The 24,961-nt window shown below is 36.1% G+C and carries 24 protein-coding genes; 16 read left to right on the forward strand and 8 right to left on the reverse strand.

The window, feature by feature from the left end; genetic code table 11:
* Window positions 1-26 precede the first annotated feature (26 nt).
* Complete coding sequence (locus BUE84_RS07935) at window positions 27-1,016, reverse strand: sterol desaturase family protein (protein ID WP_079241162.1); 990 nt, start codon at window positions 1,014-1,016, stop codon at window positions 27-29.
* A 202-nt stretch (window positions 1,017-1,218) separates the two neighbouring features.
* Here BUE84_RS07935 and BUE84_RS07940 point away from each other — a divergent pair, with 202 nt between their 5' ends.
* The 12 genes from BUE84_RS07940 (at window position 1,219) to guaA (ending at window position 14,461) form a co-directional block, all read left to right on the forward strand.
* Complete coding sequence (locus BUE84_RS07940; protein WP_079241163.1) at window positions 1,219-3,078, forward strand: glycoside hydrolase family 13 protein; 1,860 nt, start codon at window positions 1,219-1,221, stop codon at window positions 3,076-3,078.
* Between the two features lie 8 nt (window positions 3,079-3,086).
* Window positions 3,087-3,605: a nuclear transport factor 2 family protein gene (locus BUE84_RS07945; protein ID WP_079241164.1), complete on the forward strand. Its 519-nt coding sequence runs from the start codon at window positions 3,087-3,089 to the stop codon at window positions 3,603-3,605.
* Complete coding sequence (locus tag BUE84_RS07950) at window positions 3,605-5,023, forward strand: MFS transporter (RefSeq protein ID WP_079241165.1); 1,419 nt, start codon at window positions 3,605-3,607, stop codon at window positions 5,021-5,023. The genes BUE84_RS07945 and BUE84_RS07950 overlap by 1 nt, the downstream gene beginning before the upstream one ends.
* 181 nt (window positions 5,024-5,204) lie before the next feature.
* A complete protein-coding gene (locus BUE84_RS07955) occupies window positions 5,205-5,729 on the forward strand; it encodes a hypothetical protein (protein ID WP_079241166.1) in 525 nt (174 codons plus the stop codon).
* A gap of 459 nt (window positions 5,730-6,188) precedes the next feature.
* The gene (locus BUE84_RS07960) at window positions 6,189-6,917 is read left to right on the forward strand and encodes a pirin family protein (RefSeq protein ID WP_034696330.1); all 729 of its coding nucleotides are present in this window, start codon (window positions 6,189-6,191) and stop codon (window positions 6,915-6,917) included.
* Between the two features lie 37 nt (window positions 6,918-6,954).
* Window positions 6,955-7,506 (forward strand): NADPH-dependent FMN reductase, encoded by a 552-nt coding sequence (locus BUE84_RS07965; protein WP_079241167.1) that lies wholly within the window; start codon window positions 6,955-6,957, stop codon window positions 7,504-7,506.
* A 38-nt stretch (window positions 7,507-7,544) separates the two neighbouring features.
* Window positions 7,545-7,793: a hypothetical protein gene (locus tag BUE84_RS07970; protein WP_079241168.1), complete on the forward strand. Its 249-nt coding sequence runs from the start codon at window positions 7,545-7,547 to the stop codon at window positions 7,791-7,793.
* Between the two features lie 323 nt (window positions 7,794-8,116).
* Window positions 8,117-9,109 carry a phosphoribosylformylglycinamidine cyclo-ligase gene (gene purM / locus BUE84_RS07975; RefSeq protein ID WP_079241169.1) on the forward strand — a complete coding sequence of 331 codons (993 nt, stop codon included), beginning with the start codon at window positions 8,117-8,119 and terminating at the stop codon, window positions 9,107-9,109.
* A gap of 99 nt (window positions 9,110-9,208) precedes the next feature.
* On the forward strand, window positions 9,209-9,775 hold the full coding sequence (gene purN, locus BUE84_RS07980; RefSeq protein WP_079243889.1) for a phosphoribosylglycinamide formyltransferase: 567 nt from the start codon (window positions 9,209-9,211) through the stop codon (window positions 9,773-9,775).
* Window positions 9,776-9,891: 116 nt separating this feature from the next.
* The gene (purH, locus tag BUE84_RS07985) at window positions 9,892-11,409 is read left to right on the forward strand and encodes a bifunctional phosphoribosylaminoimidazolecarboxamide formyltransferase/IMP cyclohydrolase (RefSeq protein ID WP_079241170.1); all 1,518 of its coding nucleotides are present in this window, start codon (window positions 9,892-9,894) and stop codon (window positions 11,407-11,409) included.
* 90 nt (window positions 11,410-11,499) lie between these two features.
* A complete protein-coding gene (gene purD, locus BUE84_RS07990; RefSeq protein WP_079241171.1) occupies window positions 11,500-12,738 on the forward strand; it encodes a phosphoribosylamine--glycine ligase in 1,239 nt (412 codons plus the stop codon).
* Between the two features lie 193 nt (window positions 12,739-12,931).
* Window positions 12,932-14,461, forward strand: coding sequence for a glutamine-hydrolyzing GMP synthase (gene guaA / locus BUE84_RS07995; protein WP_034696325.1), 1,530 nt, complete (start codon window positions 12,932-12,934; stop codon window positions 14,459-14,461).
* A gap of 54 nt (window positions 14,462-14,515) precedes the next feature.
* Here guaA and BUE84_RS08000 read toward each other — a convergent pair whose 3' ends face one another.
* A complete protein-coding gene (locus BUE84_RS08000) occupies window positions 14,516-14,818 on the reverse strand; it encodes a hypothetical protein (protein WP_079241172.1) in 303 nt (100 codons plus the stop codon).
* A gap of 356 nt (window positions 14,819-15,174) precedes the next feature.
* Window positions 15,175-15,561 carry a hypothetical protein gene (locus BUE84_RS08005; RefSeq protein WP_079241173.1) on the reverse strand — a complete coding sequence of 129 codons (387 nt, stop codon included), beginning with the start codon at window positions 15,559-15,561 and terminating at the stop codon, window positions 15,175-15,177.
* A gap of 89 nt (window positions 15,562-15,650) precedes the next feature.
* Here BUE84_RS08005 and BUE84_RS08010 point away from each other — a divergent pair, with 89 nt between their 5' ends.
* Window positions 15,651-17,159, forward strand: coding sequence for a carbon-nitrogen hydrolase family protein (locus BUE84_RS08010; protein ID WP_079241174.1), 1,509 nt, complete (start codon window positions 15,651-15,653; stop codon window positions 17,157-17,159).
* Window positions 17,160-17,220: 61 nt separating this feature from the next.
* Here the strand turns inward: BUE84_RS08010 and BUE84_RS08015 are convergent, their stop codons facing one another.
* Together BUE84_RS08015 and BUE84_RS24555 are read right to left on the reverse strand one after the other, a co-directional pair.
* Window positions 17,221-17,865: a hypothetical protein gene (locus BUE84_RS08015; protein WP_079241175.1), complete on the reverse strand. Its 645-nt coding sequence runs from the start codon at window positions 17,863-17,865 to the stop codon at window positions 17,221-17,223.
* 235 nt (window positions 17,866-18,100) lie between these two features.
* On the reverse strand, window positions 18,101-18,271 hold the full coding sequence (locus tag BUE84_RS24555) for a hypothetical protein (RefSeq protein ID WP_167595386.1): 171 nt from the start codon (window positions 18,269-18,271) through the stop codon (window positions 18,101-18,103).
* Between the two features lie 211 nt (window positions 18,272-18,482).
* On the opposite strand from BUE84_RS24555, the gene BUE84_RS08020 reads away from it, so the two are divergent.
* From BUE84_RS08020 to BUE84_RS08030, 3 genes are all read left to right on the forward strand, one after another.
* Window positions 18,483-20,129 (forward strand): ABC1 kinase family protein, encoded by a 1,647-nt coding sequence (locus tag BUE84_RS08020; protein ID WP_079241176.1) that lies wholly within the window; start codon window positions 18,483-18,485, stop codon window positions 20,127-20,129.
* Window positions 20,130-20,210: 81 nt separating this feature from the next.
* Window positions 20,211-20,720: a hypothetical protein gene (locus BUE84_RS08025; RefSeq protein WP_238594387.1), complete on the forward strand. Its 510-nt coding sequence runs from the start codon at window positions 20,211-20,213 to the stop codon at window positions 20,718-20,720.
* Window positions 20,721-20,885: 165 nt separating this feature from the next.
* Window positions 20,886-22,238 (forward strand): DEAD/DEAH box helicase, encoded by a 1,353-nt coding sequence (locus tag BUE84_RS08030; protein ID WP_079241178.1) that lies wholly within the window; start codon window positions 20,886-20,888, stop codon window positions 22,236-22,238.
* Between the two features lie 54 nt (window positions 22,239-22,292).
* On the opposite strand, the gene BUE84_RS08035 is transcribed toward BUE84_RS08030, so the two are convergent.
* The 3 genes from BUE84_RS08035 to BUE84_RS08045 all read right to left on the reverse strand — a co-directional run bounded on the left by BUE84_RS08035 (window position 22,293) and on the right by BUE84_RS08045 (window position 24,855).
* The gene (locus BUE84_RS08035) at window positions 22,293-22,949 is read right to left on the reverse strand and encodes a GDSL-type esterase/lipase family protein (protein WP_079241179.1); all 657 of its coding nucleotides are present in this window, start codon (window positions 22,947-22,949) and stop codon (window positions 22,293-22,295) included.
* A 64-nt stretch (window positions 22,950-23,013) separates the two neighbouring features.
* A complete protein-coding gene (locus BUE84_RS08040) occupies window positions 23,014-23,475 on the reverse strand; it encodes a lipocalin family protein (protein ID WP_079241180.1) in 462 nt (153 codons plus the stop codon).
* 216 nt (window positions 23,476-23,691) lie between these two features.
* Entirely contained in the window at window positions 23,692-24,855 is a 1,164-nt protein-coding gene (locus BUE84_RS08045; protein ID WP_079241181.1) for an iron-containing alcohol dehydrogenase, read from the reverse strand.
* Window positions 24,856-24,961: the final 106 nt, after the last annotated feature.

The following is a 24,961-nucleotide window of genomic DNA, read 5'->3' on the forward strand; positions in this document are numbered from 1 at the left end:
TCGAATTTTCGATGGCCGGGGTATTTTTATTTATCCTCTGCCTGTTGAATCAATTGGGAATATTGATTTTCAGATTCTAATATTTGCTCCTTTACTTTAACAGGAGTTTTTACTTTCTCTTTATATTCTTTCTGATATTGTTTCACTGTTTTTCCAGTACCGTCATGTCTCCATCCTGGCGAATAAAAAAGATATTTAATGCGGTCTTTAAAAGAAATTCCCGGTTGTTTGATATCTTTCCCTATTCTTCTCCATTCATAGAAAAGCATCGTTGCAGGGTCTTTGGATTTTATTTTAGGATAAACTCCATATTTCACAGGAACTTCAGGATCTTCTTTTTCAAAAGTTCCGAAAATTTTATCCCAGATAATCAGCCCCATTCCCATGTTACGGTCCAGATATTTGATATTACACGCGTGGTGTACTCTGTGATGAGAAGGAGTAACCAGAATATATTCTAAAAATCCCATACTTTTAATAGATTGAGTGTGTACAAATGTACCGTAAATCTGTATGGAAGAGTAGGCTACCAGAATATGCCACGGATGAAAGCCCATGAAAGCTAATGGAGAGAAAAATAAATATCTGTATAAAGGTTGAAATACAGGACTTCTGAATCCTGTACTGATATTAAAATAGTCAGAATTGTGGTGCGTAATATGTACCGCCCAGAAAACACGTGAATGGTGATCTACATAATGATGGACATAATAAGCAAAATCCTGTGCCAGGAATACCGCAATCCAATACCATATTCCTTCTTGCCAGTCAAAAAGACGATGCTGGTAAAAAAACATCATAACAAATAAAGAAAAACCCTTCATGATGATGTCTAACCCATAATTAAGCAAGGCGAAAAGGACATTTGTTGCTACATCTTTAGTCTCATATATTTTCTCTTTATTAAAATGACTGTAGGCCATTTCCAGGAAAATTATAGCAGCAAACACAGGGATTGTCCATGTGTAAACAACATCCGGTCCTTCAGTTTTGAATATATTACTGAAATCCAACATTTTTTCTATAAAACTAAACATAAAAAGCATGGGAAATTAATTTTATGCATGAATTTTTTGTGAAAAATTTAATTATTCTTTATAAAATTTAAAATGGAGATATTTAATCTTATCATCTTATAGAAATGAAGATAAAAAAAGAGGTTTTCTGTAACATTTTTGAGCGTGTATTTGAAAATTTAATGCTAAATTGAACACTAATATGAAGACAATATATGCAGCATTCGCCCTTTCGATAACTTCTTTTGCTTTTTCTCAGAAAAATCTGGAAAGAGTAGAACCGGCTTTCTGGTGGAAGGGAATGAAAAATCCTGAACTTCAGATTCTTGTGTACGGAAAAGAAGTGGCTAATAACGAAATTACGCTTTCAGATGGAATACAGATTAAAGACATCCGGAAAGTAGACAATCCGAATTATGTTTTTATTACAGTCAATACCAACGAAATAAACGTTCCGAAGTTTGCTATCAATATTAAAAAGGGTAAAAAAAATATGGGTTCATACACTTATGAGCTGAAACAGAGAAATCCGGGATCTGCCAACCGTGAATCTTTTACTTCAAAAGATCTCATGTATCTGATCATGCCGGACCGATTTGCCAATGGTGATGAGAAGAATGATTCAAGGCCGGAACTTACCGAAAAAGCAGATCGCAGTCTTCCAAACGGCAGACATGGAGGTGATCTCCGTGGGATTATCAATAACCTTGATTATATTCAGAATCTGGGAGCAACAGCAGTCTGGCTTACTCCTGTGAATGAAGATAACGAAAAAGTGTATTCCTATCACGGTTATGCTCAGACCGATCTGTATAAAATTGATGCCCGTTACGGTACCAACGAAGAGTATAAAACATTATCTCAGGAACTGAATAAACGAAAGATGATGTTGGTGATGGATTATGTGACCAATCACTGGGGCGGCTCACACTGGATGATGAAAGACCTTCCGTCCAAAGACTGGATACATTGGTTTGATGAAGGAGAAAAAGGATTTAAACGTTCCAATTATAAAACTACAACGCAATTTGATACCAATGCGTCCGATATTGATAAAAAATATGCACTGGATGGTTGGTTTGATACAACGATGCCGGATATCAACCAAAAAAATCCATTGGTTCTGAAGTATCTGATTCAAAATGCAATCTGGTGGATAGAATATGCCGAACTGGGAGGATTTCGTGTAGATACTTATCCTTACAATGATAAAGATGCGATGGCAAAATGGGCTAAGGCGATCACCGATGAATATCCTAAATTCAATATTGTAGGAGAAACCTGGTTGTATACAGCTGCACAAATTGCAGCATGGCAGAAAAATTCTAAAATCGGAGAGATAGAAAATTATAATTCAAATCTACCCTCGGTAATGGATTTTATGCTCTTTGAAAATATGCCCAAAGCGCTTAAAGAAAAAGAAGGCTGGGATAAAGGAATGATTCGTATTTACGACTCTTTTACCAGCGATTTCCTTTATCCGGATATCAATAACCTTTTGGTTTTCTTTGAAAATCATGATACCGAAAGATGGAACGAAATCTTTAATGCAAACCCTGATGCCTACAAAATGGCACTCACTCTTATCTCAACAGTAAGAGGAATTCCACAAATTTATTACGGATCTGAAATAGGAATGAGAGGCGATAAAAAAGCAGGGGGCGATGCCGATATCCGCAGAGATTTTCCGGGAGGATGGAAATCTGATCAACAAAATGCTTTCGATCCATCTACTCAGACTCCGGAGCAGAAAGAATTTTTTCAGTTTACTCAAAAATTAATGAACTGGAGAAAAGATAAAGAGGTGATTCATAATGGAAAGACTAAAAATTTCGTTCCTCAGGATGGTGTTTTTGTGTACTTCAGATATAATGCAAAAGAAAGTGTAATGGTAGTCATCAACAATAATGAAAAAGATCAGTCGTTAGAATTGAAACGATTTGCAGAATCACTTAACGGATTTGCAAAAGGAAAAGAGATTATTTCAGGCAAAGAAATTTCATTACAAAACAATATGAATATCCCTGCGAAAACATCATTGATTATTGAACTAGAAAAATAATAATACTTATGAAAAAACTAACGACTGTTTATACCTTACTCCTTTTTTTACTGGGATTCTCTTCATTTACCGCACAGTCAAAAAATACATTTGAGAAAGAAAAAGCGGAAATCACTACGATGCTGGACACTTTCAATGCAACAGCTGCAAAGGCAGATTACACAGGATATTTTAATCTCTTTGCGGATGAATCTACCTTCATTGGAACAGATGCTACTGAAATCTGGGATAAAAAAGCATTTATGGTGTGGGCAAAACCTTATTTCGACAAAAAGAAAACCTGGAATTTTAAAGCCCTTAAAAGAAATATTTACTTCAGCAAAGATGGAAAACTGGCATGGTTTGATGAATTATTGGATACTCAAATGAAAATTTGCAGAGGTTCCGGAGTGGTAGAAAAGATTAACGGAAGCTGGAAGGTAAAACAATATGTTCTTTCTGTGACAGTGCCTAATGAAGTGGTAGATAAAGTGGTTACTGAAAAAGCACCTATCGAAGATGCATTAATTCAAAAACTGAAGTCATAATGGCAATAATGATGGGGAAATATGATACTGGGGCAGTCGGGAAAAGAAAAAAGCCAGACTTATCAATGCTCCAGATTATCAATATGAGCATGGGATTTCTGGGAATCCAGATGGCTTTTGGATTACAAAATGGAAATGCAAGCCGTATTCTGGGTAATTTAGGGGCAGATGTTCATGAGTTATCCTGGTTCTGGCTGGTGGCCCCCATTACAGGCTTAATTGTCCAGCCTATTATCGGGCACATGGGCGACAATACTTGGAGTCCGTTGGGAAGAAGAAAACCTTATTTCCTGATTGGGGCTGTTTTATGTGCCATAGGATTGGTTCTCCTTCCGAATGCTGCCTCTGTTACGCAGATGTTTGCGGCCAATGCGCTTTTGTTAGCGGTAATATTTCTTGCCATGATGGATGCTTCGGTGAATATTGCAATGGAGCCTTTCAGAGCTTTGGTAGGAGATATGCTTCCAAAACATCAGGGGACGATAGGATTTTCTGTACAAACGATTTTAATTGGAATCGGTGCGGTATTGGGTTCATATTTACCGGATTGGCTAACCAAAATGGGCATTTCCAATGTAGCTCCAGAAGGATTTGTAGCGGATAATGTTATTTATTCTTTTTATATCGGTGCGGGATTGCTTATTATATCAATTCTATACACCATCATGACAACCAGAGAATATTCCCCACAGGAATTTGCAGATTTTGAAGATGGAAAAGAAGGAGAACAACATAATTCTAAGTTTTCAGATATTTTCAAAGATTTTGCTGCGATTCCTGCACAGATGAAAAAGCTTGGAATTGTTCAGTTTTTCTCATGGTTTGCATTGTTTACGATGTGGGTTTTCACTACCAGTGCTCTGGCAACCCATCATTTTGGACTTTCCCCGGAAGATACCCATTCCAAAGCATTTAATGATGCTGGTGACCTTACCGGAAAACTTTTCGGAATGTATAATCTTTGGGCAATTCCGTTCGCATTTCTATTAACACCAATTGCTAAACTGATTGGTAAAAAACAGACTCATGCTTTAGCTTTATTGTGTGGAGGTTTGGGATTGGTTTCCATGTATTTTATTAAAGATGTCAACAACCTATGGGTTTCTATGATCGGATTAGGTTTTGCCTGGGCAAGTATTCTGGCAATGCCCTATGCTATGCTTATTGAGGTGATTCCACAACGAAAAATGGGTGTTTATATGGGTATATTCAACTTCTTTATTGTGATTCCGCAGATCATCAATGGTTTATTCGGAGGCCCTATTGTAAGTGGTATTTTCGGGAAACAAGCTATGGATTATGTTGTTGTAGGTGGTGTTTGCATGCTCATTGGAGCTGTAGTAACGATGATTTTTGTGAAATCAGAAGATGAAACTCCTAAGGAAATTGAAGAAGAAATCAAGCAGGTACACTTTTAATTAGAAACTAGAAATTAGAGGTTAGAAATTAGTAATGTGATGTGTTTTGAAATTTAAAATAACATTATAAAATTCAATAGGAGCGGGCTTTAGTCTGTTTTCTCTTTCAATATTTATTGATTGGCTTTAGCTAAAACCTATCTTTTTTTTGTAATTTTTTTTAAAACCAAAATTGTTTATCATGAAGCTTAATTTTTTGAATAAGTTTTTTTCGTCTATAAAACAAAAGGATAAGATTGAAAATGAATATATTGCTGAAATTAAAGATGTTACTGAAAATTTAGAAGATAACGGCTTCACTCAGGAAGAGTTACTTGAATACGATAAGCACGTACATCTCTATTATACTTATATGATCAATTCACTGATTCTTTATACCTATAATGTAGACCAATTGGATGGGATGGCTCCCATTTTAATAGATCCTCTGGCAGAACTGTATGAAGAGCTTGATTATGCATTCCTCCCTGTTTTATTTAATACCATTTTCAGAAATAAACTCATTGACGAATCTTTTAAGGAAGACCTCCTGAATTTTAAAAAGAAAGTTGATGATATCCCTGTGGAAATTTGGGACTGGGACTTTTTAGATCACCATGAAACGTGGAAAAACATAAGACTTGAAGCCGAAAAGCTTTTAAATAAACTCAATATTGAAACAAGAACTTATAATACAGATTATACTACCATTATTTTAAAAAAATAAGAGTTTAGTAAGAAACAATTCAATAGGAGCGGGTAGTAATCCAGAGCGTAGACGAAGGAAGTCTGCTTTTATTTTAAACATTCATCACTTGACTTTATCCAAAACTTAAAATCTATCCTTCATATACTTATTAGTTTTTTGATCTTAAGATTATAATAATCTCCCACAGATTTTCACAGATATCACAGATGTTTGCGCTTATTCATACAATTGGCTCAATCTGTCAAATCTCCGTAAGAAAAGATATTCGATATGAAATTTTATCGCAGATAAAATCCTTGCGCCCTAAAAACATATCAAATGCAAAAAAAATCGCGTCTTTGCGTAATCCAACCTATAAATAATCCTCACTTTCTGAGCTCTCTCGATATTTTTACTGCTCTAATTTCCTTTCTTAACCTACATCAACTTTTAAAACACCCACATCCCGTACATTTGTACCATAAATAATCACAGAAAATGAAAACAGTATATCATAAAGCAGATTCAAGAGGCCATGCCAACCACGGATGGTTAAATTCATACCATACATTCAGTTTTGCCAACTATCAAAACAGAGACAGAACGAACTTTGGAGTTTTAAGAGTGTTGAATGATGACACCGTTTCTCAGGGAATGGGCTTCGGAACTCATCCACACAGAGATATGGAAATTATTTCAATTCCTTTGGAAGGAGATCTGGAACATAAAGATTCAATGGGAACTACGGCGGTGATCAGAAAAGGAGAAATCCAGGTGATGAGTGCCGGAACCGGTGTCATGCACAGCGAATACAATAAAAATAAAGATGAAGAAGTAAAATTCCTTCAGATCTGGGTGTTCCCAAAAGAACAGAATGTTGAACCGAGATACGATCAGAAAAGTATCAAAGAAGGTGAAAAAATCAATGGATTTCAACAGATCTTATCTCCCAATAAAAATGATGACGGAGTTTGGATTCACCAGGATGCCTGGTTCAACCTGGCCAACTTTAAAAAAGGGAATGGCAAAAATTATATGCTCAACAAAAAAGGAAACGGAGTGTATGCATTTGTTTTAAAAGGAAGTGCAAAAATCGGCGACCGTGTTCTGAATGAAAGAGACGGATTAGGAATCTGGGACACACAGAGCTTTAATATCGAAGCTGTAGAAGACACTGAAGTATTATTAATGGAAGTCCCTATGGAACTGCCTTCTTATCTTAAATAAAAAACTAAATTTGTAATCTTAAAAATAAACCTCACCTATGAAAATTTTAGCAATAGCAGGAAGTAACTCAGAAGCTTCAATGAACAAACAGTTGGTAGCATATGCATCAACATTATTTGAAAATGCAGATGTAGAAGTGATAGATTTAAATCCTTTCGAAATGCCAATCTATAAACATGAAAGAGAATTAGCAGGGGGTGTTCCACAGGAAGCTCATGATTTTGCAGCAAAAATTGATGGTGCAAATCTATTATTGGTTTCTTTAGGAGAACACAACGGAACGTATTCTACAGCATTCAAAAATGTATTCGACTGGGTATCCAGAATCAAAGACAGAACAGTCTGGAATGAAGTACCAATGCTATTGATGTCTACATCTCCCGGAGGTAGAGGCGGAGCAGGTGTTTTGGAAGCAGCATCAAAGCGTTTCCCTTTCCACGGAGGAAATGTGGTAGAGACTTTTTCTCTTCCTTTCTTTAATGATAACTTTGATAAAGGAACTCAGAAAATTTCTAATAAAGAGAAAGACAGTGAGTTAAAAGAAAAAATCAAGAAGATTGCAGCTATTGAAACTATTCTTGAAAAATAGAATTTGAATAAAAATTATTAACCATTAAATATAAAATTATGACAGTAAGAGAAAAAATGGACCTTATCTTAAATGATGCAGAGATTGATAATCTTCAATTATTAGATTGTGATATTTATAATTTAGACTATAGGCAACAAGGTATTATTCAAAATATAGGAACAGGTCAAATTATAGTTGTTTATGAATCAAAAGATGATATAGATAATGAAGGTATTCCCCAAATTGTAAAGATGGAATATCAAAATTTGAAAGAATTTTTAGATGATTATCCTCCAACGTACTAGTTTTTAGGATATTTATAATATATTTTTTAATATAAAAAATAGAATTTGAATATTCATTTAAAATTACTATTTTTGCAAAAAGAAAAGAGATGAAAATTCAGACCTCCTATAAACAATGTTTTTCTCATAAAGGGAAAGTTGTGGGCTCTGAAATTCTGATATAAAATAACGGCCGATAATCTGAAAAGATTGTCGGCTTTTTTGTTTTCTAAAATCGAGTATAAAAGTAATTGAAATATTAAAAGATAATAAGATTCCGGAAACCGTTACTAGATCATAAATAGTATGAAATCTGAAATCTGAATCTAAAAATCTAAGCAGACATGAGCAACACTTACAAATCAGCAGGAGTAGACAAAGAAGAAGGATACAAAACGGTTGACAAGATCAAAAAGGCGGTCGGTGAAACCCACAATTCCAATGTACTGAACCACTTGGGGAGTTTTGGTGCTTTCTATGAAATCGGAGGATACAAAAATCCGGTTCTTGTATCAGGAACAGATGGAGTAGGAACAAAGCTGAAAGTAGCTTTAGATACCAAAAAATATGATTCTATCGGGGTAGATTGTTTCGCAATGTGTGCCAACGATATTCTTTGCCATGGAGCAAAACCTTTATTCTTCTTAGATTATTTGGCTTGCGGAAAGCTTGATTCAGAAATCGCTGCAGAAATCGTTTTAGGAATGGTTGCTGCTTGTAAGGATAACAACTGTGCACTGATTGGTGGTGAAACTGCTGAAATGCCTGGAATGTACCAGCCTGGAGATTATGATGTTGCAGGATTCTGTGTAGGAATCGTAGAAAAAGACCAGATCATTGATGGTTCTAAGATCAAAGCTGGGAACAAAATCATTGCATTACCAAGCTCAGGATTCCACTCAAACGGATTCTCTTTAGTAAGAAAAGTATTCCCGAACTTTGAAGAAGAGTTTGAAGGAAAACCATTATATGAAACACTTTTAGTGCCTACAAGACTGTACTACAAAGATATTCACAAAGTACTGGAAGAAGTAAAAGTAGAAGGAATTGCTCACATCACTGGAGGTGGTCTTTATGAAAACGTTCCAAGAATTATTCCTGAAGGACTTTGTGCTTCTATTGACGAAACAAAAATCAGAATTCCTAGTGTTATGCTTGAGCTTGAAAAAAGAGGTGGAGTAAAACGTGAAGAAATGCACGGAACATTCAATATGGGTGTAGGAATGGTAATCGTTGTAGATGCTGAACATGCTGAAAAAGTATTGCACCTTTTAGATGACGCTTATGAAATCGGTGAAATCACTGAAGGAGCAGAGAAAATCAATTTAAAGTTTTAGAAGCTTAATCCCGCTTTCCGCTATATCTTTTTTGCCAGTGCTTTTTTACAAAGCCATTTCAAAAAAAGGATGCCGCTGCAATCGGGGCTAATTAAAAATATGAAGAACATCGTTGTACTCGTATCCGGTTCAGGAACCAATCTGCAGAGAATCATTGATACTATTGACTCAGGAGAAATCCAGAATGCAAAAGTAACTCTGGTGGTAGCAGACAGAGAATGTTTCGGATTGGAAAGAGCAAAAAATCATAACATAGAAAACGTTCTGATTCCGAGAGGGAAAAACTTCAGCAGCGAATTGAGTAAAATCATCCCGGAAAATACAGATTTAATCGTATTGGCAGGATTTTTATCCATCTTAAAATCTGAATTCTGTGAAAACTGGAATGGTAAAATAATCAATATTCATCCGGCTTTGCTTCCGAAATTCGGAGGAAAAGGAATGTGGGGACATCATGTTCATAACGCTGTGATTGAAGCCAAAGAAGTAGAGAGTGGAGCGACTGTACATTTTGTAACGCCGGGCATTGATGAGGGAGAATCTATTCTTCAGAAGTCTTTTGAAGTGACTGCTGATGATACTCCTGAAACGCTGGCTCAGAAAGTCCACCAGATTGAATATGAGATATTTCCTATAGCGATCAATAAGGTCCTGGGAAATAAATAATGTCAAAAATTTTGACAGAAAAATAGAAAAATCTAAGTAAAATAAAAGTAAGTTCGGAGGTGAAAGACCCGGACACAGTTTGAAATAGCTGTAAAAAGTAAAAAATTGAAAGTAAAATGAGTAAAAAGAGAGTTTTAATCAGTGTTTCTGACAAAAGTGGATTAATTGAATTCGCGCAGTTTTTGGAAGCTCAGAATTATGAGTTGATCTCTACAGGAGGAACGTTCAAACATTTGAAAGACGCTGGTTTAAATCCTATTCAGATTGATGAGGTTACCAATTTCCCTGAAATGTTGGATGGAAGAGTGAAAACTTTACACCCAAAAGTTCACGGAGGATTGCTGGCTGTTCGTAACAACGAAGTGCACATGCAAACCGTTCAGGAGCACGGGATTGATCTGATTGACATGGTAATCGTAAACCTTTACCCTTTCTTTGAAAATGTAAACAAAGAAATTTCTTTACATGAAAAAGTAGAGTTTATCGATATCGGAGGCCCTTCAATGCTTCGTTCTGCAGCGAAAAACTTTGATTCTGTAACGGTAATCACTGATGTTGAAGACTATGCAGCAGTGAAAATCGAAATGGAGCAAAACGGGGATACATACATCGAAACCCGTAAAAAGCTTGCAGGAAAAGTATTCAACCTTACCTCTGCGTATGATGCTGCGATTTCCAGAATGCTTTTAGATGAAGAATATCCTACTTATCTGAATGCTTCTTATAAAAAAGCAGCTGACCTGAGATACGGAGAAAACCCTCACCAGACAGCAGCTTACTACGTTTCTACTTTCGAGAACGGAGCGATGAAAGACTTTGAACAGCTTGGAGGTAAAGAACTTTCTTTCAACAATCTTCGTGATATGGACCTTTGCTGGAAAGTCGTTACTGAGTTCAAAGAAGAGATGGCGTGTTGTGCGGTAAAACACTCTACACCTTGTGGCGTTGCAATCGGAACTTCAGCTTTGGAAACCTACCAGAAAACATTTGAATGTGATCCGGTTTCCATCTTTGGCGGAATTGTTGCAATGAACTATAAGATTGACGCAGCAACAGCTGAAGAATTAAATAAAACCTTCCTTGAAATTGTAATGGCTCCTGAATTTGATGAAGAAGCCCTTGAAATTTTAAGAAAAAAGAAAAACCTGAGAATCATCAAAATCGTAAACCCTGTTTCAGACAAACAGACCTGGGTGAAAGTAGACGGAGGAATCCTTGTTCAGGATAATGACCTTCACTTCTCGGATGATATCAAAGTGGTAACAGAAGTACAACCTACAGAAGAGCAGAAAAAAGCATTACTTTTCTCTCAGAGAGTAGTAAAATATGTGAAGTCTAACGCGATTGTAGTTTCCAACGGAATTCAGGCATTCGGTATCGGAGGCGGTCAGGTAAACAGAATCTGGGCAACTCAACAGGCTATCGAAAGAGCAAAAGAAAAATTCTCCGGAGATTTGGTACTGGCTTCAGATGCATTTTTCCCTTTCCGTGATGTGGTAGATTTCTGCGCTCAGGAAGGTATCAAGGCGATTATTCAGCCGGGTGGAAGTGTAAAAGATCAGGATAGTATTGAGGCTGCAAACGAGCACAATATTCCAATGATGTTTACAGGTGTTAGACACTTTTTCCACTAATTAAAATAGAATTAAAAAATAATTAGGGATTGTATTTTTAGCATTCAAAATTATATATTTGTAAAATAAGACTAGATAATAATATAAAGTATGAGAATATTAATCATAGGTGAAGGCGGTAGAGAATCTGCTTTAGCGGCAAAGCTTCAGAATGACTCAAGAATTTCTAAAATGTTTTTTGCCAACGGGAATGCTACTACCGATGTAATAGGGAAAAATGTTCATTTATCAGAAATCAAAGAACTTAGAGATTTCGCTATTAAAGAAAAAATTGATCTTACGATCGTAGGTCCGGAAGCTCCTCTTGTAGCGGGTATCAAGGACGAATTTAAAAAGCATGATCTTAAGGTTTTCGGGCCTACTCAAAAAGTAGCGAGCCTGGAAGGAAGTAAAGCTTTCTCTAAGAAATTTATGCAGACCTATGATATCAAAACGGCTAAAGCTGTGGTATTTGATTCATATAATGAAGCTAAAGAATATGTGCAGACACAGCAGTATCCTTTGGTAATCAAGGCAAGTGGTTTAGCTGGCGGAAAAGGTGTTGTTATTTGTGACAACCTTGAAGAAGCTGAAGCTACAATCCATGATTTCATGATCAGAAGAATCTATGGTGATGCTGGTATTCGTTTAGTTATTGAAGAATATTTACAAGGTTTTGAAGCTTCTATTATTGCTTTCTCTAACGGGGAAAAATTATTCCCATGTGTAGCAGCTAAAGATTATAAAAAAGCTGGAAACGGAGATACAGGACCTAATACAGGAGGTATGGGTTCAGTAGCACCAAGCCCGGAATTTACTCAGGAGCACTATGCAGATTTTGAAAAAAATATCTTAGAACCTACTGTTAAAGGTCTTAAAGCTGAAGGTTTCGGATTTAAAGGAATCATCTTCTTCGGATTGATGGTAACGAAAAACGGAGCTTACCTTCTTGAATACAACATGAGATTCGGAGATCCTGAAACTCAGGTATTGATGGCATTGATGGAAAATAATCTTTTGGATGTGATCCAGGACTGTATGGAAGGAAAAGACATTGAGCTTAAGTTTAAAGACGAAAAGGCAGTTTGTCTTGTAATGTGTTCAGGAGGTTATCCAAGAAATATCGAAATAGGTTTCGAAATTACAGGAGAAGAGAAACTGAAACACAGTAAACTGTTATACGCAGGAGCAATCAGTAAAGGAGATAAAGTGGTTTCCAATGGAGGTAGAGTACTGAACATTGTGGCTACAGGAGCTACTTACGAAGATGCCCGCAAAAAAGTTTACGAAGACGCAGGTCATGTACATTTCGATTACGGCTTCTACAGAGAAGACATCGGAAAGTTTTAATAAAAATCATGAAAAAAGATTTGGAGCTAATCCAAGTCTTTTTTTGTAAAACAGTTAATAATTAGAAGTTAGACGCTAGAGGTTAGAAATTAGTTGCTGAAAGTGAAATTGGGAAGTTTTTTCCAAGCCAGAAGCCATTAGCCAGTGGCCATTAGCTCTATCATTTATCAATCATCATTTATCAATTATCAAAATGAACAACGGTATTATTATTTTAGATTTCGGATCCCAGTACAACCAGCTTATCGGAAGAAGAATCCGTGAGATGGGCGTGTACTCTGAAATCTTGCCTTACAATACACCATTACAAGATATTTTAGCAAAACAGCCAAAAGGAATCATCCTTTCCGGTGGACCAAGTTCTGTAAATGCAGAAAATGCTCACCTGGTTGAAAAAGAATTATACGAGCAGGGAGTTCCTGTATTGGGAATCTGCTACGGAATGCAGATGACAGCTCACCTTTTAGGAGGTAAAGTAAACAAAGGAGAAAAAGGAGAATACGGTAAAGCAAACTTAGAGATCGTTAAAGAAAGCTCTTTATTAAAAGGAGTGACTCAGAACTCTGTCGTTTGGATGAGCCACTTTGACGAAGTAGGAGAATTGCCTGCAGGTTTTGAATTAAATGCAAAATCTGGAGTAATTGCTTCTATCGCTAATGAAGATAAAAAAATCTACTGTGTTCAGTTCCACCCGGAAGTTTCTCATACAGAAGAAGGAGGGAAAATGCTTGAAAATTTCGTTTTCAGCATCTGTAACTCAGAAAAAAACTGGAAACTGACCAACTATATTGAAAAAACAGTTGAGGAGATCCGTGAGAAAGTAGGAGACAACAAAGTGATCCTTGGACTTTCAGGAGGTGTAGACTCTTCTGTAGCTGCTGTTTTGATCCACAAAGCCATCGGTGATCAGTTGACTTGTATCTTCGTAGATACTGGATTATTGAGAAAGGATGAAGGCAAAAAAGTAATGGATCAGTATGGAGAGCATTTCCATATGAACATTAAAATGGTAGATGCTCAGGATAGATTTCTTTCAAAACTAGCTGGAGTAGACGATCCTGAAGCGAAGAGAAAAATCATCGGAAACGAATTTATCCACGTATTTGATGAAGAATCTCACAAAATTGAAGGCGCTAAATTCCTTGCACAAGGGACTATTTACCCGGATGTTATCGAAAGCCAGTCTGTAAACGGACCATCTGCAGTAATCAAGTCTCACCACAACGTTGGAGGACTTCCTGAAGATATGGAATTCGAATTATTAGAGCCACTAAGAGAGCTTTTTAAAGATGAAGTTAGAAGAGTAGGAGAAGAATTGGGTATTCCTCACCACCTGGTATACAGACATCCTTTCCCAGGTCCTGGATTAGGGATCAGAGTATTGGGTGCGGTAGATGCTGAAAAAGTAAGAATCCTTCAGGAAGCTGATGATATCTTCATCGAAGAATTATACAAAAATGACCTTTACGAAAAAGTATCTCAAGCTTTCGTAGTACTTCTTCCGGTAAAATCTGTAGGAGTAATGGGGGATGAAAGAACGTATGAATACACTGCTGTAGTTCGTTCTGCAAACACCATCGACTTTATGACAGCAACGTGGAGCAGACTTCCTTACGAGTTCTTAGATACTGTTTCCAGCAGAATCATCAACGAAGTAAGAGGAATCAACAGAGTAGCTTACGATATTTCAAGCAAACCACCTGCAACCATTGAGTGGGAATAATTTTTGACTTGAATTTTAAATACAAATCCTGCCCTTTTGGGTGGGATTTTTTTGTTAAAATGCAAACTCCGAGAAAATTTTAGAATAATCCTCGCTGAAAACAAACATGCTGCTGATTCCATCATATCTGGCAATAACAAACTTAATATTTTCGTGAGATTGCTGTTTGATCAGGCAGAAATCATCATGAATTTGTTGTGTTAATTTTTTTACATCTTCACTGCTGGCTATTTCATTTCTAAATCTATATAAACTAATTAAATCATCTAGAGATAATGAGTGATCAGTAAATGAAATTTCAAAGTTTTTCATTTCTGTATCGTACTCTTTAATTTTTTGAGAAATCAATTCTTCCATAATTTATGATATAATGATATCTTTATTTAGGTAATTGTTTTTATTAAAACTGTTTCAATGAAGAAATGATCAGTAAAATATTTAAAGCAATTAACAAGCAATATACCAGTTTGAAGAGTATATGCTTATGAAAAATAAGGTAATTTACTAACATTGTCACCATTAAATAAAAGTAAATAAAACTTTTTGCTTCCTGAGGTTTTATTTCATATACTGAAAACAAGTTTAAATTATGTGAAACATTGACTGATGTGTCTGCATAAAAAATTCTTAAAATAAAAATAATTGAAATACTTATGAGTAAGGTTACTGCGTATGGCTTCATCAGTTAATAAAATATTAATATTATTTCCTTTTTAATTTACGTTGTAAAAGTAAAAATCTTCAGCAGAAAAAGCATTCAGGTTTTCCATAAAATCAAAATAAGCATTATAAATATCAGGATCTACAGACAGATATGGATGAGATAGGGTATTGACCATAATGTATTCTATATCATGAAATATATGAAGAAGATTTGTTACTTGTAAAGCATATTGACTCTCTATAAAAATCAGAGGATAATTCAAACAGATATATCCAATGGGTTTATTTCCTAGGTGCAGAGCCGTAATTTTTTCTATATCCATTTCTATATTAATGTCATAATGAAATGAAAGTACCTCCACTACTGAGATGAAATCAGTATGTTTCCAGTAATTATTTGAATGAACTGCTGTTTGTAAAGTTTCGGTAATATCCACTGTTAAATTTTGTGTAAAATAGTTGGGAAGTACTTTGTATAAGGATGTAAGTAAAATATTTTCCCTAAATTTAAGTAAAATTACATCAAATGCAAATAGAAACAAGAAACCTGACCCTTCAGGATTATGATGAACTGGCGGAAACGATGAAAAGGGCCTACCCGCAGATGTCGGAGTCCATTTGGTCCAAAAAAAGTATTGATAAACTCACCAAAATATTCCCTAATGGACAGATTTGTATCACCGTAGATGGGAAACTGGCTGCTGTGGCACTTTCCATAATCGTTAATTACGAAGAATTCGGGGATGATCATACCTATAGTGATATTACGGGAAATTATACGTTCAATACCCATAGTTCAACAGGAAATGTCCTTTACGGAATTGAAGTTTTTGTAGATCCGGAATTTCGTGAACTCCGTCTGGGAAGGAGGTTGTATGATGCCCGAAAAGAACTTTGTGAATTATTAAACTTAAAATCTATTATTCTGGGGGGAAGAATCCCGAATTATCACAAATACAGCCACGAGCTTTCCGCAAGAAATTATATCCGAAAGGTAAGAGATAAAGAGATCTATGACCCGGTACTGTCTTTCCAGCTTTCCAATAATTTTCTTCCGATAAAAATCCTGAAAAAGTACCTTCCGGAAGATGAAGCTTCCAGAGAAAATGCAGTTCTTTTACAATGGAACAATATCTATTACAGCCGAAAACCAAATACCATGCAGGACAGTATTATCCGTCTTGGATTGGTGCAATGGCAAATGAGGACTTTCAAAGATATAGAAGCCTTTTATGAGCAGGTAGAATTCTTTGTGAATGTGATGGGAGATTATAAATCTGATTTTGTCCTGTTCCCGGAACTTTTCAACACGCCTTTGCTGGCTCCTTTCAACAATCTTTCCGAAAGAGACAGTATGATTGAGCTGTCTAAACTTACTGAGCAGATTAAAGAAAAGATTTCAGAATTAGCGATCAGTTACAACGTGAATATTATTTCCGGAAGTATGCCCGTTTTTGATAGTGATAATAATGATTTATATAATGTAAGTTATCTTCTTCACCGTGACGGCCGTATGGACGAGTACAGAAAGATTCACATTACCCCGAACGAAAAAAGGTACTACGGAATGAAAGGCGGAAATGAAATCAAAGTCTTTGATACCGACTGTGGGAAAATAGGTCTTGTGATCTGCTATGATGTAGAATTCCCGGAATTACCAAGAATTCTAGCTGATCAGGGAATGAAAATCCTGTTTGTACCGTATCTTACAGACACTCAAAATGCCTATATGAGAGTACGACACTGTGCTGCTGCAAGAGCTATAGAAAATGAATGTTATGTAGCCATTGCCGGCTGTGTAGGAAACCTTCCGAAGGTAAACAATATGGATATTCAATTCGGACAGGCTGCTGTGTTTACCCCTTCAGATTTTGCCTTTCCATCCAATGCTGTGAAAGGAGAAGCAACTCCCAATACAGAAATGACGCTGATTGTAGATGTGGATCTGAACCTCTTGAAAGATCTCCATCATAACGGTTCTGTTCAGGTAATGAAAGACCGAAGAAAAGACCTTTACGAAACTTACCTTAAATAAAAATATCTGCGGCAGCTCCAATGGAGCTGCCGCAGATATTTAAGTATCCAAACGGAACGAACTAACCTTTTTTAGCAGATTCTCTTATTAAATCCTGATTGTTTTTATAAACCTCATATTGTTCAGGGCTTAATATCTTTTTAAAATCTTTATCAAGTGCTTTAAAATCATTGATAATAACACGTTTTGCTTTTTTGCTGTCAGCATCTTCCGGACCTGTATTTTTCTTGTTAAGACGCTTTCCAAAATCCTTCTGAACTTCCTTTACCCCTTTGAAGTTGATCTCATATACCTGCTCAACCTGTCTTTCAGTTAGATCCAGAATAGGAACCATAAGAAATGTTCTGAAAAGAGCAATCTTTTCTGCTCTGTCTTGTTTTACCACTGCCATCTGTTCAGGAGTAAGGATTTGTTCCATAGCCTGATGACGTTGAGCGATGATGCTTACAAATTCGTCAGCAATTATTTTGTTGTTCTCTGGACTGTTATTGTTACCGGCTTTGCTGTCAAGAGCAATTAGGGCATCTGCGGTCATTGTATTGATTTCGGTCACTTTATTGGCCTGTGATTCTGTAAGTCCCAGATAACTCATTTCTTTTGTGGCTACTTCAGCAATAGAATGAGCTGATGCTACTTGTGCTTTTACTTGGGTGGTAAACATAATTGCTGATACAATAAGACCAGCTGAAATAATTTTTTTTAACATAGTGTTGTAATTATATTTATAGTTTGTTGTTAATTGAATATGATTATGTATTTAATTCTCTATTTCGGGTTATATTATGTAATGGTTTGATCAATAGATTTTTGTGTTTTGTATGCTATTGTTTTAGATGGAAATAATATGCCATAAATTGGGCTACGTAAGCATTTTTTGGAGCAAAAAAAATACCCGAAGAATATTTCTTCGGGTACTATATAGTTCTGTATAAAATCAGATTTTACATATACTCAGGGCAAACTACAGCAGGGCAAATCAATCCTGGACATGTTGGTCTTCCATCAGTAGGACAGCATTGGTTTGAGCAGTTTTTGATAGGGATGATAATCCCATTTCCTGCAATCCCTTTTAATTGTTCTCTTGAAAGTTTGTTGTTGCGTAAATTTTTCATGTTTTAATACTTTTGGTTTGTTTTATTTGTAAGTTGTAAATATATCAATTTTTATAATATATGATGTTTTTTTATTGTTATGATTGTGTTTTATTCTTTAAAATACTGGTTATGTGTTGATATTTTTAATTTCACATCCTGATGTTATTGTCATAATTCTTTTCATAAAGGAACAATTTTTGGAGTAAATTGCACCTACTATTGATACACTATGTTTGATAAGCCTCAAAGAAAACTGAAAAGATCCGCAAGACTGATTTCCGTATTAAGCAAATATGGATTCAAAGATCTTCTGGCCAGAATGAATGGAAATAAGCAGGAAGAAACTTCTGGTCATTCAGATGAAATTATTTCAAAAGGTACCGTTTACGAAAGAATAAGATTGGCACTCGAAGAGTTGGGGCCTACTTTTGTGAAATTGGGTCAGACATTCAGTAATAGGGAAGACTTATTGCCACCGGAATTGATCCAGGAGTTGCAAAAGCTTCAGGACAAGGTGGATACGGTAGATATGGATGTAGAAGAAGCACTGGAAAGCGAGTTTAATATTTCCGTTAAAGATTATTTCCGTGAAATTCAGAAAAAACCTCTGGCTACAGCTTCTATTGCACAGGTTTACAAAGCTGTTCTGATGGATGGCAGTCCGGTGATTTTAAAATTGAGAAAACCTGATGTACAGTCTGTCATTGAAGATGATTTGCTGTTGATTAAAGATATTGAAAAGCTGATATCCGCCTATTCGGAAATAGGAGAAAAACTGAATCTGAAACAGGCGATTTCTACCTTCGAAAGGTCTTTACTGGAAGAAGTCTCTCTGATCAATGAAAAAAATAATATCCAGCAGTTCCGACTGAATTTTAAGAACAATAAAGAAACATATGTTCCTAAAGTCTATGAAGAATTTTCAAACAACAATATTCTTTGTATGGAGTTTATTGATGGGATTAAGGTTACCGATAAATCTGTTCTGCTGGCGAATGATATTGATCCGGTGAAAGTTTCAGAAGCAGGGTTAAGGCTTTTTGTATCGCAGATTTTAGACTATGGATTTTTCCATGCTGATCCTCATGCCGGAAATATTTTAGTGAGAAAAGACGGCAAAATTGTTTTCATTGATTTCGGGGCAGTAGGAAAGATTCAGCCCAATGATAAAGAAATTCTTGAAAATCTTATTGTCAGTTTTGTTGCTAAAAATTCGCATAAAATAGTCCGTTCACTCAAAAAAATGGCGATAAGCTATGAAATTCCTGACGAAAGAAGATTTGAAAATGATGTGGATGATATTCTGAATTTTGTTCACAGTTCGTCATTACAGGACATCAATGTGCAGGTGATCATCAACAAGATGAAGGATATATTGAAAGACAACAGGCTTTATATGCCGGATTATTTCTATCTTCTGTTCAAAGGAATCAGCCTGATAGAAGGAGTGGGAAGAAGTATTAATCCTGATCTTGATATTGTTAAAAGTCTTCATCCTTACACCAAAAAGATTTTTACCAAGAAAATCAGTCCTAAAAATCTTTTAAAAACAGGGATGGACCGTATGATGAATTTCACTGACAATGTGGATGAAATCCCAAAAGAGCTCCGTTCCGTTCTTCAAAAACTAGATGAAAATAAATTTACGGTTTCCAGTGAAATCAAAAATATAGATAAAACCAACCAACTGATCAAATCCAGTGTCATCAATCTGATTCTGGCTATGGTTTTAGGAGCAAATATCATTGCTACAGCTATTGTTTTTTCTTCCGAATCCGGACCAAGGATCGGAGAATTATCTTTGGTAGCAGTTCTGGGCTTTATTTTTTCAATCATTTTAGTGCTCATACTCTTATTGAGAGTGACCAGAAAGTAAACCCGGAAAATTCAAAAACTTGAAACCCTAAACCCCGTAACTAGTAACCCGAACCCCACAACTCATAACCCCAAACCAACAATGAAAACACTTATTATAACAACACTCACCTTGTTCAGCTCATATTGTATGGCTCAACAGGGAAATGAAGAGAAACTTCAGGGAGATTTTGATGGAAATGGAACAAAAGAATACGCTTACACAAAAGTCAGCGACTGTGGTGATGAATGTGAAGGAAAGTGTGAAACAATCATTTATTTCAGTGATAAAAACATAAAACCTATAACGATTACACCTGCAAACAAGGGAAGTCTGTATAATTTGGGTGATCTTAATGGGGACGGGAAAGAGGAGATCGGATTTTATCCCAATTGGTGTACCAGCTGCTGGCATCCTTTTTATGTGTATACTTTAAGTAAAACAGGGTGGAAGCCATTATTGCCTTCTATTTCAACTCATTGTAATCAGTGGGAAGAGGATCAATTCCCCATCAAAAAAGACCCCAAAAAGAAAGGATATGTTATTGTTACCTCCAGCAAATGGATAGATGATGATATTAAAATTATCAGTGAGAGTGTAAAGGTGAATTGAGTACAATCGATGGAGGATGGAGGCTTGAAGAGGGAAGTAAATGATTTGTGTTAATACATTAATCTGTTTCATTGTACATTCAAAAAATTAAAAGAACGTTTGATAATCTTCCAGCTTCAAACTTCGTGCTTCCATACTACAAAATTAAATACCTATCTTTGCAAAATGGAAAAACTCACTTTTGCGGATTTTGACCTTCCGGTTAAAATTCTTGATGTTTTAGCGGATTTGGAATTATTTGAACCTACTCCCATTCAGGAGAAGAGCTTAAAGCCTATTCTTTCGGGAAGAGATGTAATGGGAATTGCACAGACCGGAACCGGAAAAACATTGGCTTATCTTTTACCCGTTCTGAAAACCTGGAAATACAGCAAAACAGGAAATCCTACTGTTTTGGTGCTTGTTCCTACAAGAGAATTGGTGGTACAGGTGACTGAAATCCTTGAAAAACTGACGGAAAATATTACTGCAAGAGTAATCGGAATATACGGTGGAAAAAATATCAATACTCAAAAACTATTGTTCAATGATGGTTGTGATATTCTGGTAGGAACACCGGGAAGAGTAATGGATCTTTCCATAGACAATGCAATCTCTCTGAAGGAAGTTCAGAAGCTGATCATTGACGAGTTTGATGAGATGCTTAACCTTGGTTTCAGACCACAGCTTACCCACATTTTTGAAATGATGAAAGAGAAGAGACAGAATATTCTTTTCTCCGCTACCATGACAGAAGCGGTAGATGACATGCTGGATGTTTATTTTGCCAATCCAATTGAGATTTCACTGGCAAAATCAGGAACTCCGCTTGAAAAAATTGAACAAACGGGTTACAAAGTGGAAAACTTTAATACTAAGATCAACTTACTTGAACATTTGCTGAAGAATGATACAGATATGTCTAAGGTGTTGATTTTTAATAATAATAAAAAACACGCAGATCTGCTCTTTACTAAAATCAATGAACTTTTCCCTGAACAGTTTGATGTGATTCACTCCAACAAATCTCAGAATTACAGATTAAAAGCGATGAAGAGCTTTGAAAATGAAGAGATCAGAGGTTTGATTACTACAGACGTAATGGCAAGAGGTCTTGATATCTCAAACATTACGCATGTGATCAATTTTGAAACCCCTGATATTCCTGAGCAATATATTCACAGAATTGGTAGAACGGGTAGAGCGGACAAAGAAGGAAAGGCTGTTACTTTTGTTACTAAAAAAGAAGAACCTTTGATTCTTGACATTGAGCTGTTGATGGATAAAGAATTGAAGTTTAATGAATTCCCTGAAGATGTTAAGATCAATCCTAAAAAGATTGCGGCTGAAGAAGATCAGGTAGTGATGAAAAATCCTGCTCAGGTAAAACTGAATGATGGAGGAGGCGCATTCCACGAGAAGAAAGCCAAAAATACAAAAGAAAACTGGGGTGGACCTTCCAAAAGAAAAGCACCTAAGAAGTTTGGAGCCAACAGAGCTCAGCAGAAAGCAATTTCGAAATCGAAAAGAAAGAAATAAAATAAAAAACTCCCGGCGAACCGGGAGTTTTTTTATGGTATGAGGTATTAATTTTTATTTCAGGTAAGGAGTAATCACTTTCGTCCAGATTTTATATCCTTCCGGCTTAAAATGAAGCATGTCTTCCACAAAAATATCTTTTCTTACATTTCCGTTAGCATCTTCCATTGCCTTTGTAACATCAATGAATTCTGCGTTGGGTTCTTTTTTCATAAAAGCTTCAATCTTTTTGTTGGCTATTTTCATTTGAGGCCAGATCACTTCTCTGCTCGGCGAATATTTGATGGAAATATAATCTACCTCAATATTAGGGAATCTCTCACGTATTTTTTTGTAGAACGCTTTGTATCGGTCTACAACCACTTTTGCTTTTAGCTGATGATTGTCTGCGAAATCATTTTCACCACAATAAATAATGATTTGTTTGGGTTGATAGGGGGCTAAAAGATCATGTGAAAAATCATTAAGATCTGTAAGTCTTGATCCTCCGAAACCTCTGTTGATAATTGTTTTGCCGGGAAAGTAATCTGCTATATCAGTCCATTTGGTGAATGATGAGCTTCCCAGAAATAAGATAGCATCTTTTGCGGGTGGGTTTTGCTGATCCAGTTTTTTGAATTCCTGGATATCCTGCCAGAACATCGGTTTTTTTTCCTGAGAAAAGGCAATAGCAAAGTACAGCAATAGAAATGCTGATAGAATCTTCTTCATTATATTCAGTTTTAAATTAGATATAAAAGTAATAAAAAACTCCCGATTAGCGGGAGTTTATGATTTATCTTTTGTAGGTAACGTAAGGGATGTCGGGAATTTTATCTCCATTCATATCAAAGATTCCTGATTGCTGCGCAAGTTTAAGATCTTTGGCGGTCAAAACATCCACTCTGTAGTTTACAGAACCTTCGTCGCCAAGTTTAATTCCGATAACTTTTGAGTCAGCATCGTAGGTATATCTTCCTTCGGTTTTCGGAGATGGAGTACAGTTGGCACCCTCTCCTGTATACGCTGTATAGCTAACATAATAATCTGTTCTTAAGAAAAGAGTATTTTTAGCTGCACACCCTGTTAAAGTTTCAGTATAAAGCACTGTTTTATTATCTTTTCCGGAAATTACTTCCCTTTTAACTTCCTTCCAATCTCCCTTCATGATATCCATATCATAAGCTTCAAGATTGTCATCTTTACAAGAAGTAAGCGCCAAAGCAGAAAAGGCAAATAAAAGTAGCTGTTTTTTCATTTTCACAAATTTAAGAATATGCTAAAATATAAATAAATTTGAAATATCTATAATGAAATAACGAATTTTTAAACGAATGTTTGTAAATTAAATAATTTTATGAATGCTGAGATGCGAGATACGAGTTTTGGGTTATATATTTTCAACTCGAAAATGAATATAAACTTTCATCCGAACCTCGAAATAGCGTAGCTCAAACCTCGTACCCAGTATCCATTAATAGCTCATCTCTACAATCTTATAAGCATCCTGCGGAGTAAGTTTTTTATATTCTCCAAGACCTAGCCAGTTTCTGTCTGTAAAGGCTTTTTCAACTTTTTCAGCAGTTCCTTTAAAGTCTTCTGTATACTCGGAAAGTCTGGTTTTGATATGCAGACTGTGGAAGAATTCTTCCAGTTTTTTGATGCCCAGTTCAGCTTTTTCCTCTACACTTCCCTCTTTGATTCCCCAAACTCTCTCAGCATATTGAGCCAGTTTTCCTTTTTTATCTTCGAAATTATAACGGTAATGGGATGGAGCAATAATTGCCAGTGTTCTTGCATGATCAATACCGAAGTAAGCCGTCAGCTCGTGCCCCATTGCATGTACTGCCCAGTCTGTAATCACTCCTTTCTGGATGAGTCCGTTCAGAGCCATTGTACAACACCACATAAAGTTTCCGGCAGCATCATAGTTGAAATCATCTGCCAATACTTTAGGAGCAGTTTCCTGCAGGCTGATCAGAATACTTTCTGCAATTCTTTCCTGAAGATCAGCAGAAGAAGGAGCTGTCATGTATTGTTCCAAAACGTGAGTGTAGGCATCAGTGATTCCGTTTACGATCTGGTTTTTCGGGATAGTTCTGATCACTTCCGGATCCAGAACAGAAAATTGTGGGAAAAGTCCAGGTCCTCCTGAAGATAATTTCTCCTGGGTTTCCCTTCTTGATATCACATAACCGGAATTCATTTCTGAACCTGTTGCAGGCAGTGTCAGAATACTTCCAAAAGGCATTCCTTCCCCTTCAAATGTTCTTACCGACTTTCTCAGGATATCCCATGGCTCACCGTCATAATTGGCTGCTGCAGAGATAAACTTCGTTCCGTCAATCACGGATCCGCCACCTACAGCAAGAAGGTAAGTAATATTTTTCTCTTTGATAAAGTTTAAAGCATTGATCAGGACTTCATATTCAGGATTGGCAGGAACTCCGCCGAATTCATATAATTCATGATCTTTTAAAGCTTCTTTTACCTGATCGTAAACACCATTGTTTTTGATGCTTCCGCCACCGTAAATCATTAATATTCTTGCGTCTTGAGGAATTTCTTTGGAAATTTTAGCGATTTCGCCTTTCCCGAAAAGTATTTTTGTTGGGTTTTTAAACTCGAAATTAAGCATTGTTCTAAATTTATTTTAAGTCAAATTTACGGAATGAAAAAGGAAAAGTGAGTTAATGAAATTTTAAAATTGCTATTATTAAATTTTATGAAAGCTATTTATACCT

Origin of the sequence: Chryseobacterium indologenes (assembly GCF_002025665.1) — a bacterium.
Taxonomy (GTDB): Bacteria; Bacteroidota; Bacteroidia; order Flavobacteriales; family Weeksellaceae; genus Chryseobacterium; species Chryseobacterium metallicongregator.

Coding starts and splice junctions, on each gene's coding strand:
- BUE84_RS07970 (WP_079241168.1), top strand. CDS start 7,545: ATGACAGTAAGAGAAAAAATGGACCTTATCTTAAATGATGCAGAGATT.
- purH (WP_079241170.1), top strand. CDS start 9,892: ATGAGTAAAAAGAGAGTTTTAATCAGTGTTTCTGACAAAAGTGGATTA.
- BUE84_RS07950 (WP_079241165.1), top strand. CDS start 3,605: ATGGCAATAATGATGGGGAAATATGATACTGGGGCAGTCGGGAAAAGA.
- BUE84_RS08045 (WP_079241181.1), bottom strand. CDS start 24,855: ATGCTTAATTTCGAGTTTAAAAACCCAACAAAAATACTTTTCGGGAAA.
- BUE84_RS07965 (WP_079241167.1), top strand. CDS start 6,955: ATGAAAATTTTAGCAATAGCAGGAAGTAACTCAGAAGCTTCAATGAAC.
- guaA (WP_034696325.1), top strand. CDS start 12,932: ATGAACAACGGTATTATTATTTTAGATTTCGGATCCCAGTACAACCAG.
- BUE84_RS08030 (WP_079241178.1), top strand. CDS start 20,886: ATGGAAAAACTCACTTTTGCGGATTTTGACCTTCCGGTTAAAATTCTT.
- BUE84_RS07935 (WP_079241162.1), bottom strand. CDS start 1,016: ATGTTGGATTTCAGTAATATATTCAAAACTGAAGGACCGGATGTTGTT.
- purN (WP_079243889.1), top strand. CDS start 9,209: ATGAAGAACATCGTTGTACTCGTATCCGGTTCAGGAACCAATCTGCAG.
- BUE84_RS08035 (WP_079241179.1), bottom strand. CDS start 22,949: ATGAAGAAGATTCTATCAGCATTTCTATTGCTGTACTTTGCTATTGCC.
- BUE84_RS08010 (WP_079241174.1), top strand. CDS start 15,651: ATGCAAATAGAAACAAGAAACCTGACCCTTCAGGATTATGATGAACTG.
- BUE84_RS07960 (WP_034696330.1), top strand. CDS start 6,189: ATGAAAACAGTATATCATAAAGCAGATTCAAGAGGCCATGCCAACCAC.
- BUE84_RS07940 (WP_079241163.1), top strand. CDS start 1,219: ATGAAGACAATATATGCAGCATTCGCCCTTTCGATAACTTCTTTTGCT.
- BUE84_RS08000 (WP_079241172.1), bottom strand. CDS start 14,818: ATGGAAGAATTGATTTCTCAAAAAATTAAAGAGTACGATACAGAAATG.
- BUE84_RS07955 (WP_079241166.1), top strand. CDS start 5,205: ATGAAGCTTAATTTTTTGAATAAGTTTTTTTCGTCTATAAAACAAAAG.
- purD (WP_079241171.1), top strand. CDS start 11,500: ATGAGAATATTAATCATAGGTGAAGGCGGTAGAGAATCTGCTTTAGCG.
- purM (WP_079241169.1), top strand. CDS start 8,117: ATGAGCAACACTTACAAATCAGCAGGAGTAGACAAAGAAGAAGGATAC.
- BUE84_RS07945 (WP_079241164.1), top strand. CDS start 3,087: ATGAAAAAACTAACGACTGTTTATACCTTACTCCTTTTTTTACTGGGA.
- BUE84_RS08015 (WP_079241175.1), bottom strand. CDS start 17,865: ATGTTAAAAAAAATTATTTCAGCTGGTCTTATTGTATCAGCAATTATG.
- BUE84_RS08020 (WP_079241176.1), top strand. CDS start 18,483: ATGTTTGATAAGCCTCAAAGAAAACTGAAAAGATCCGCAAGACTGATT.
- BUE84_RS08040 (WP_079241180.1), bottom strand. CDS start 23,475: ATGAAAAAACAGCTACTTTTATTTGCCTTTTCTGCTTTGGCGCTTACT.
- BUE84_RS08025 (WP_238594387.1), top strand. CDS start 20,211: ATGAAAACACTTATTATAACAACACTCACCTTGTTCAGCTCATATTGT.
- BUE84_RS24555 (WP_167595386.1), bottom strand. CDS start 18,271: ATGAAAAATTTACGCAACAACAAACTTTCAAGAGAACAATTAAAAGGG.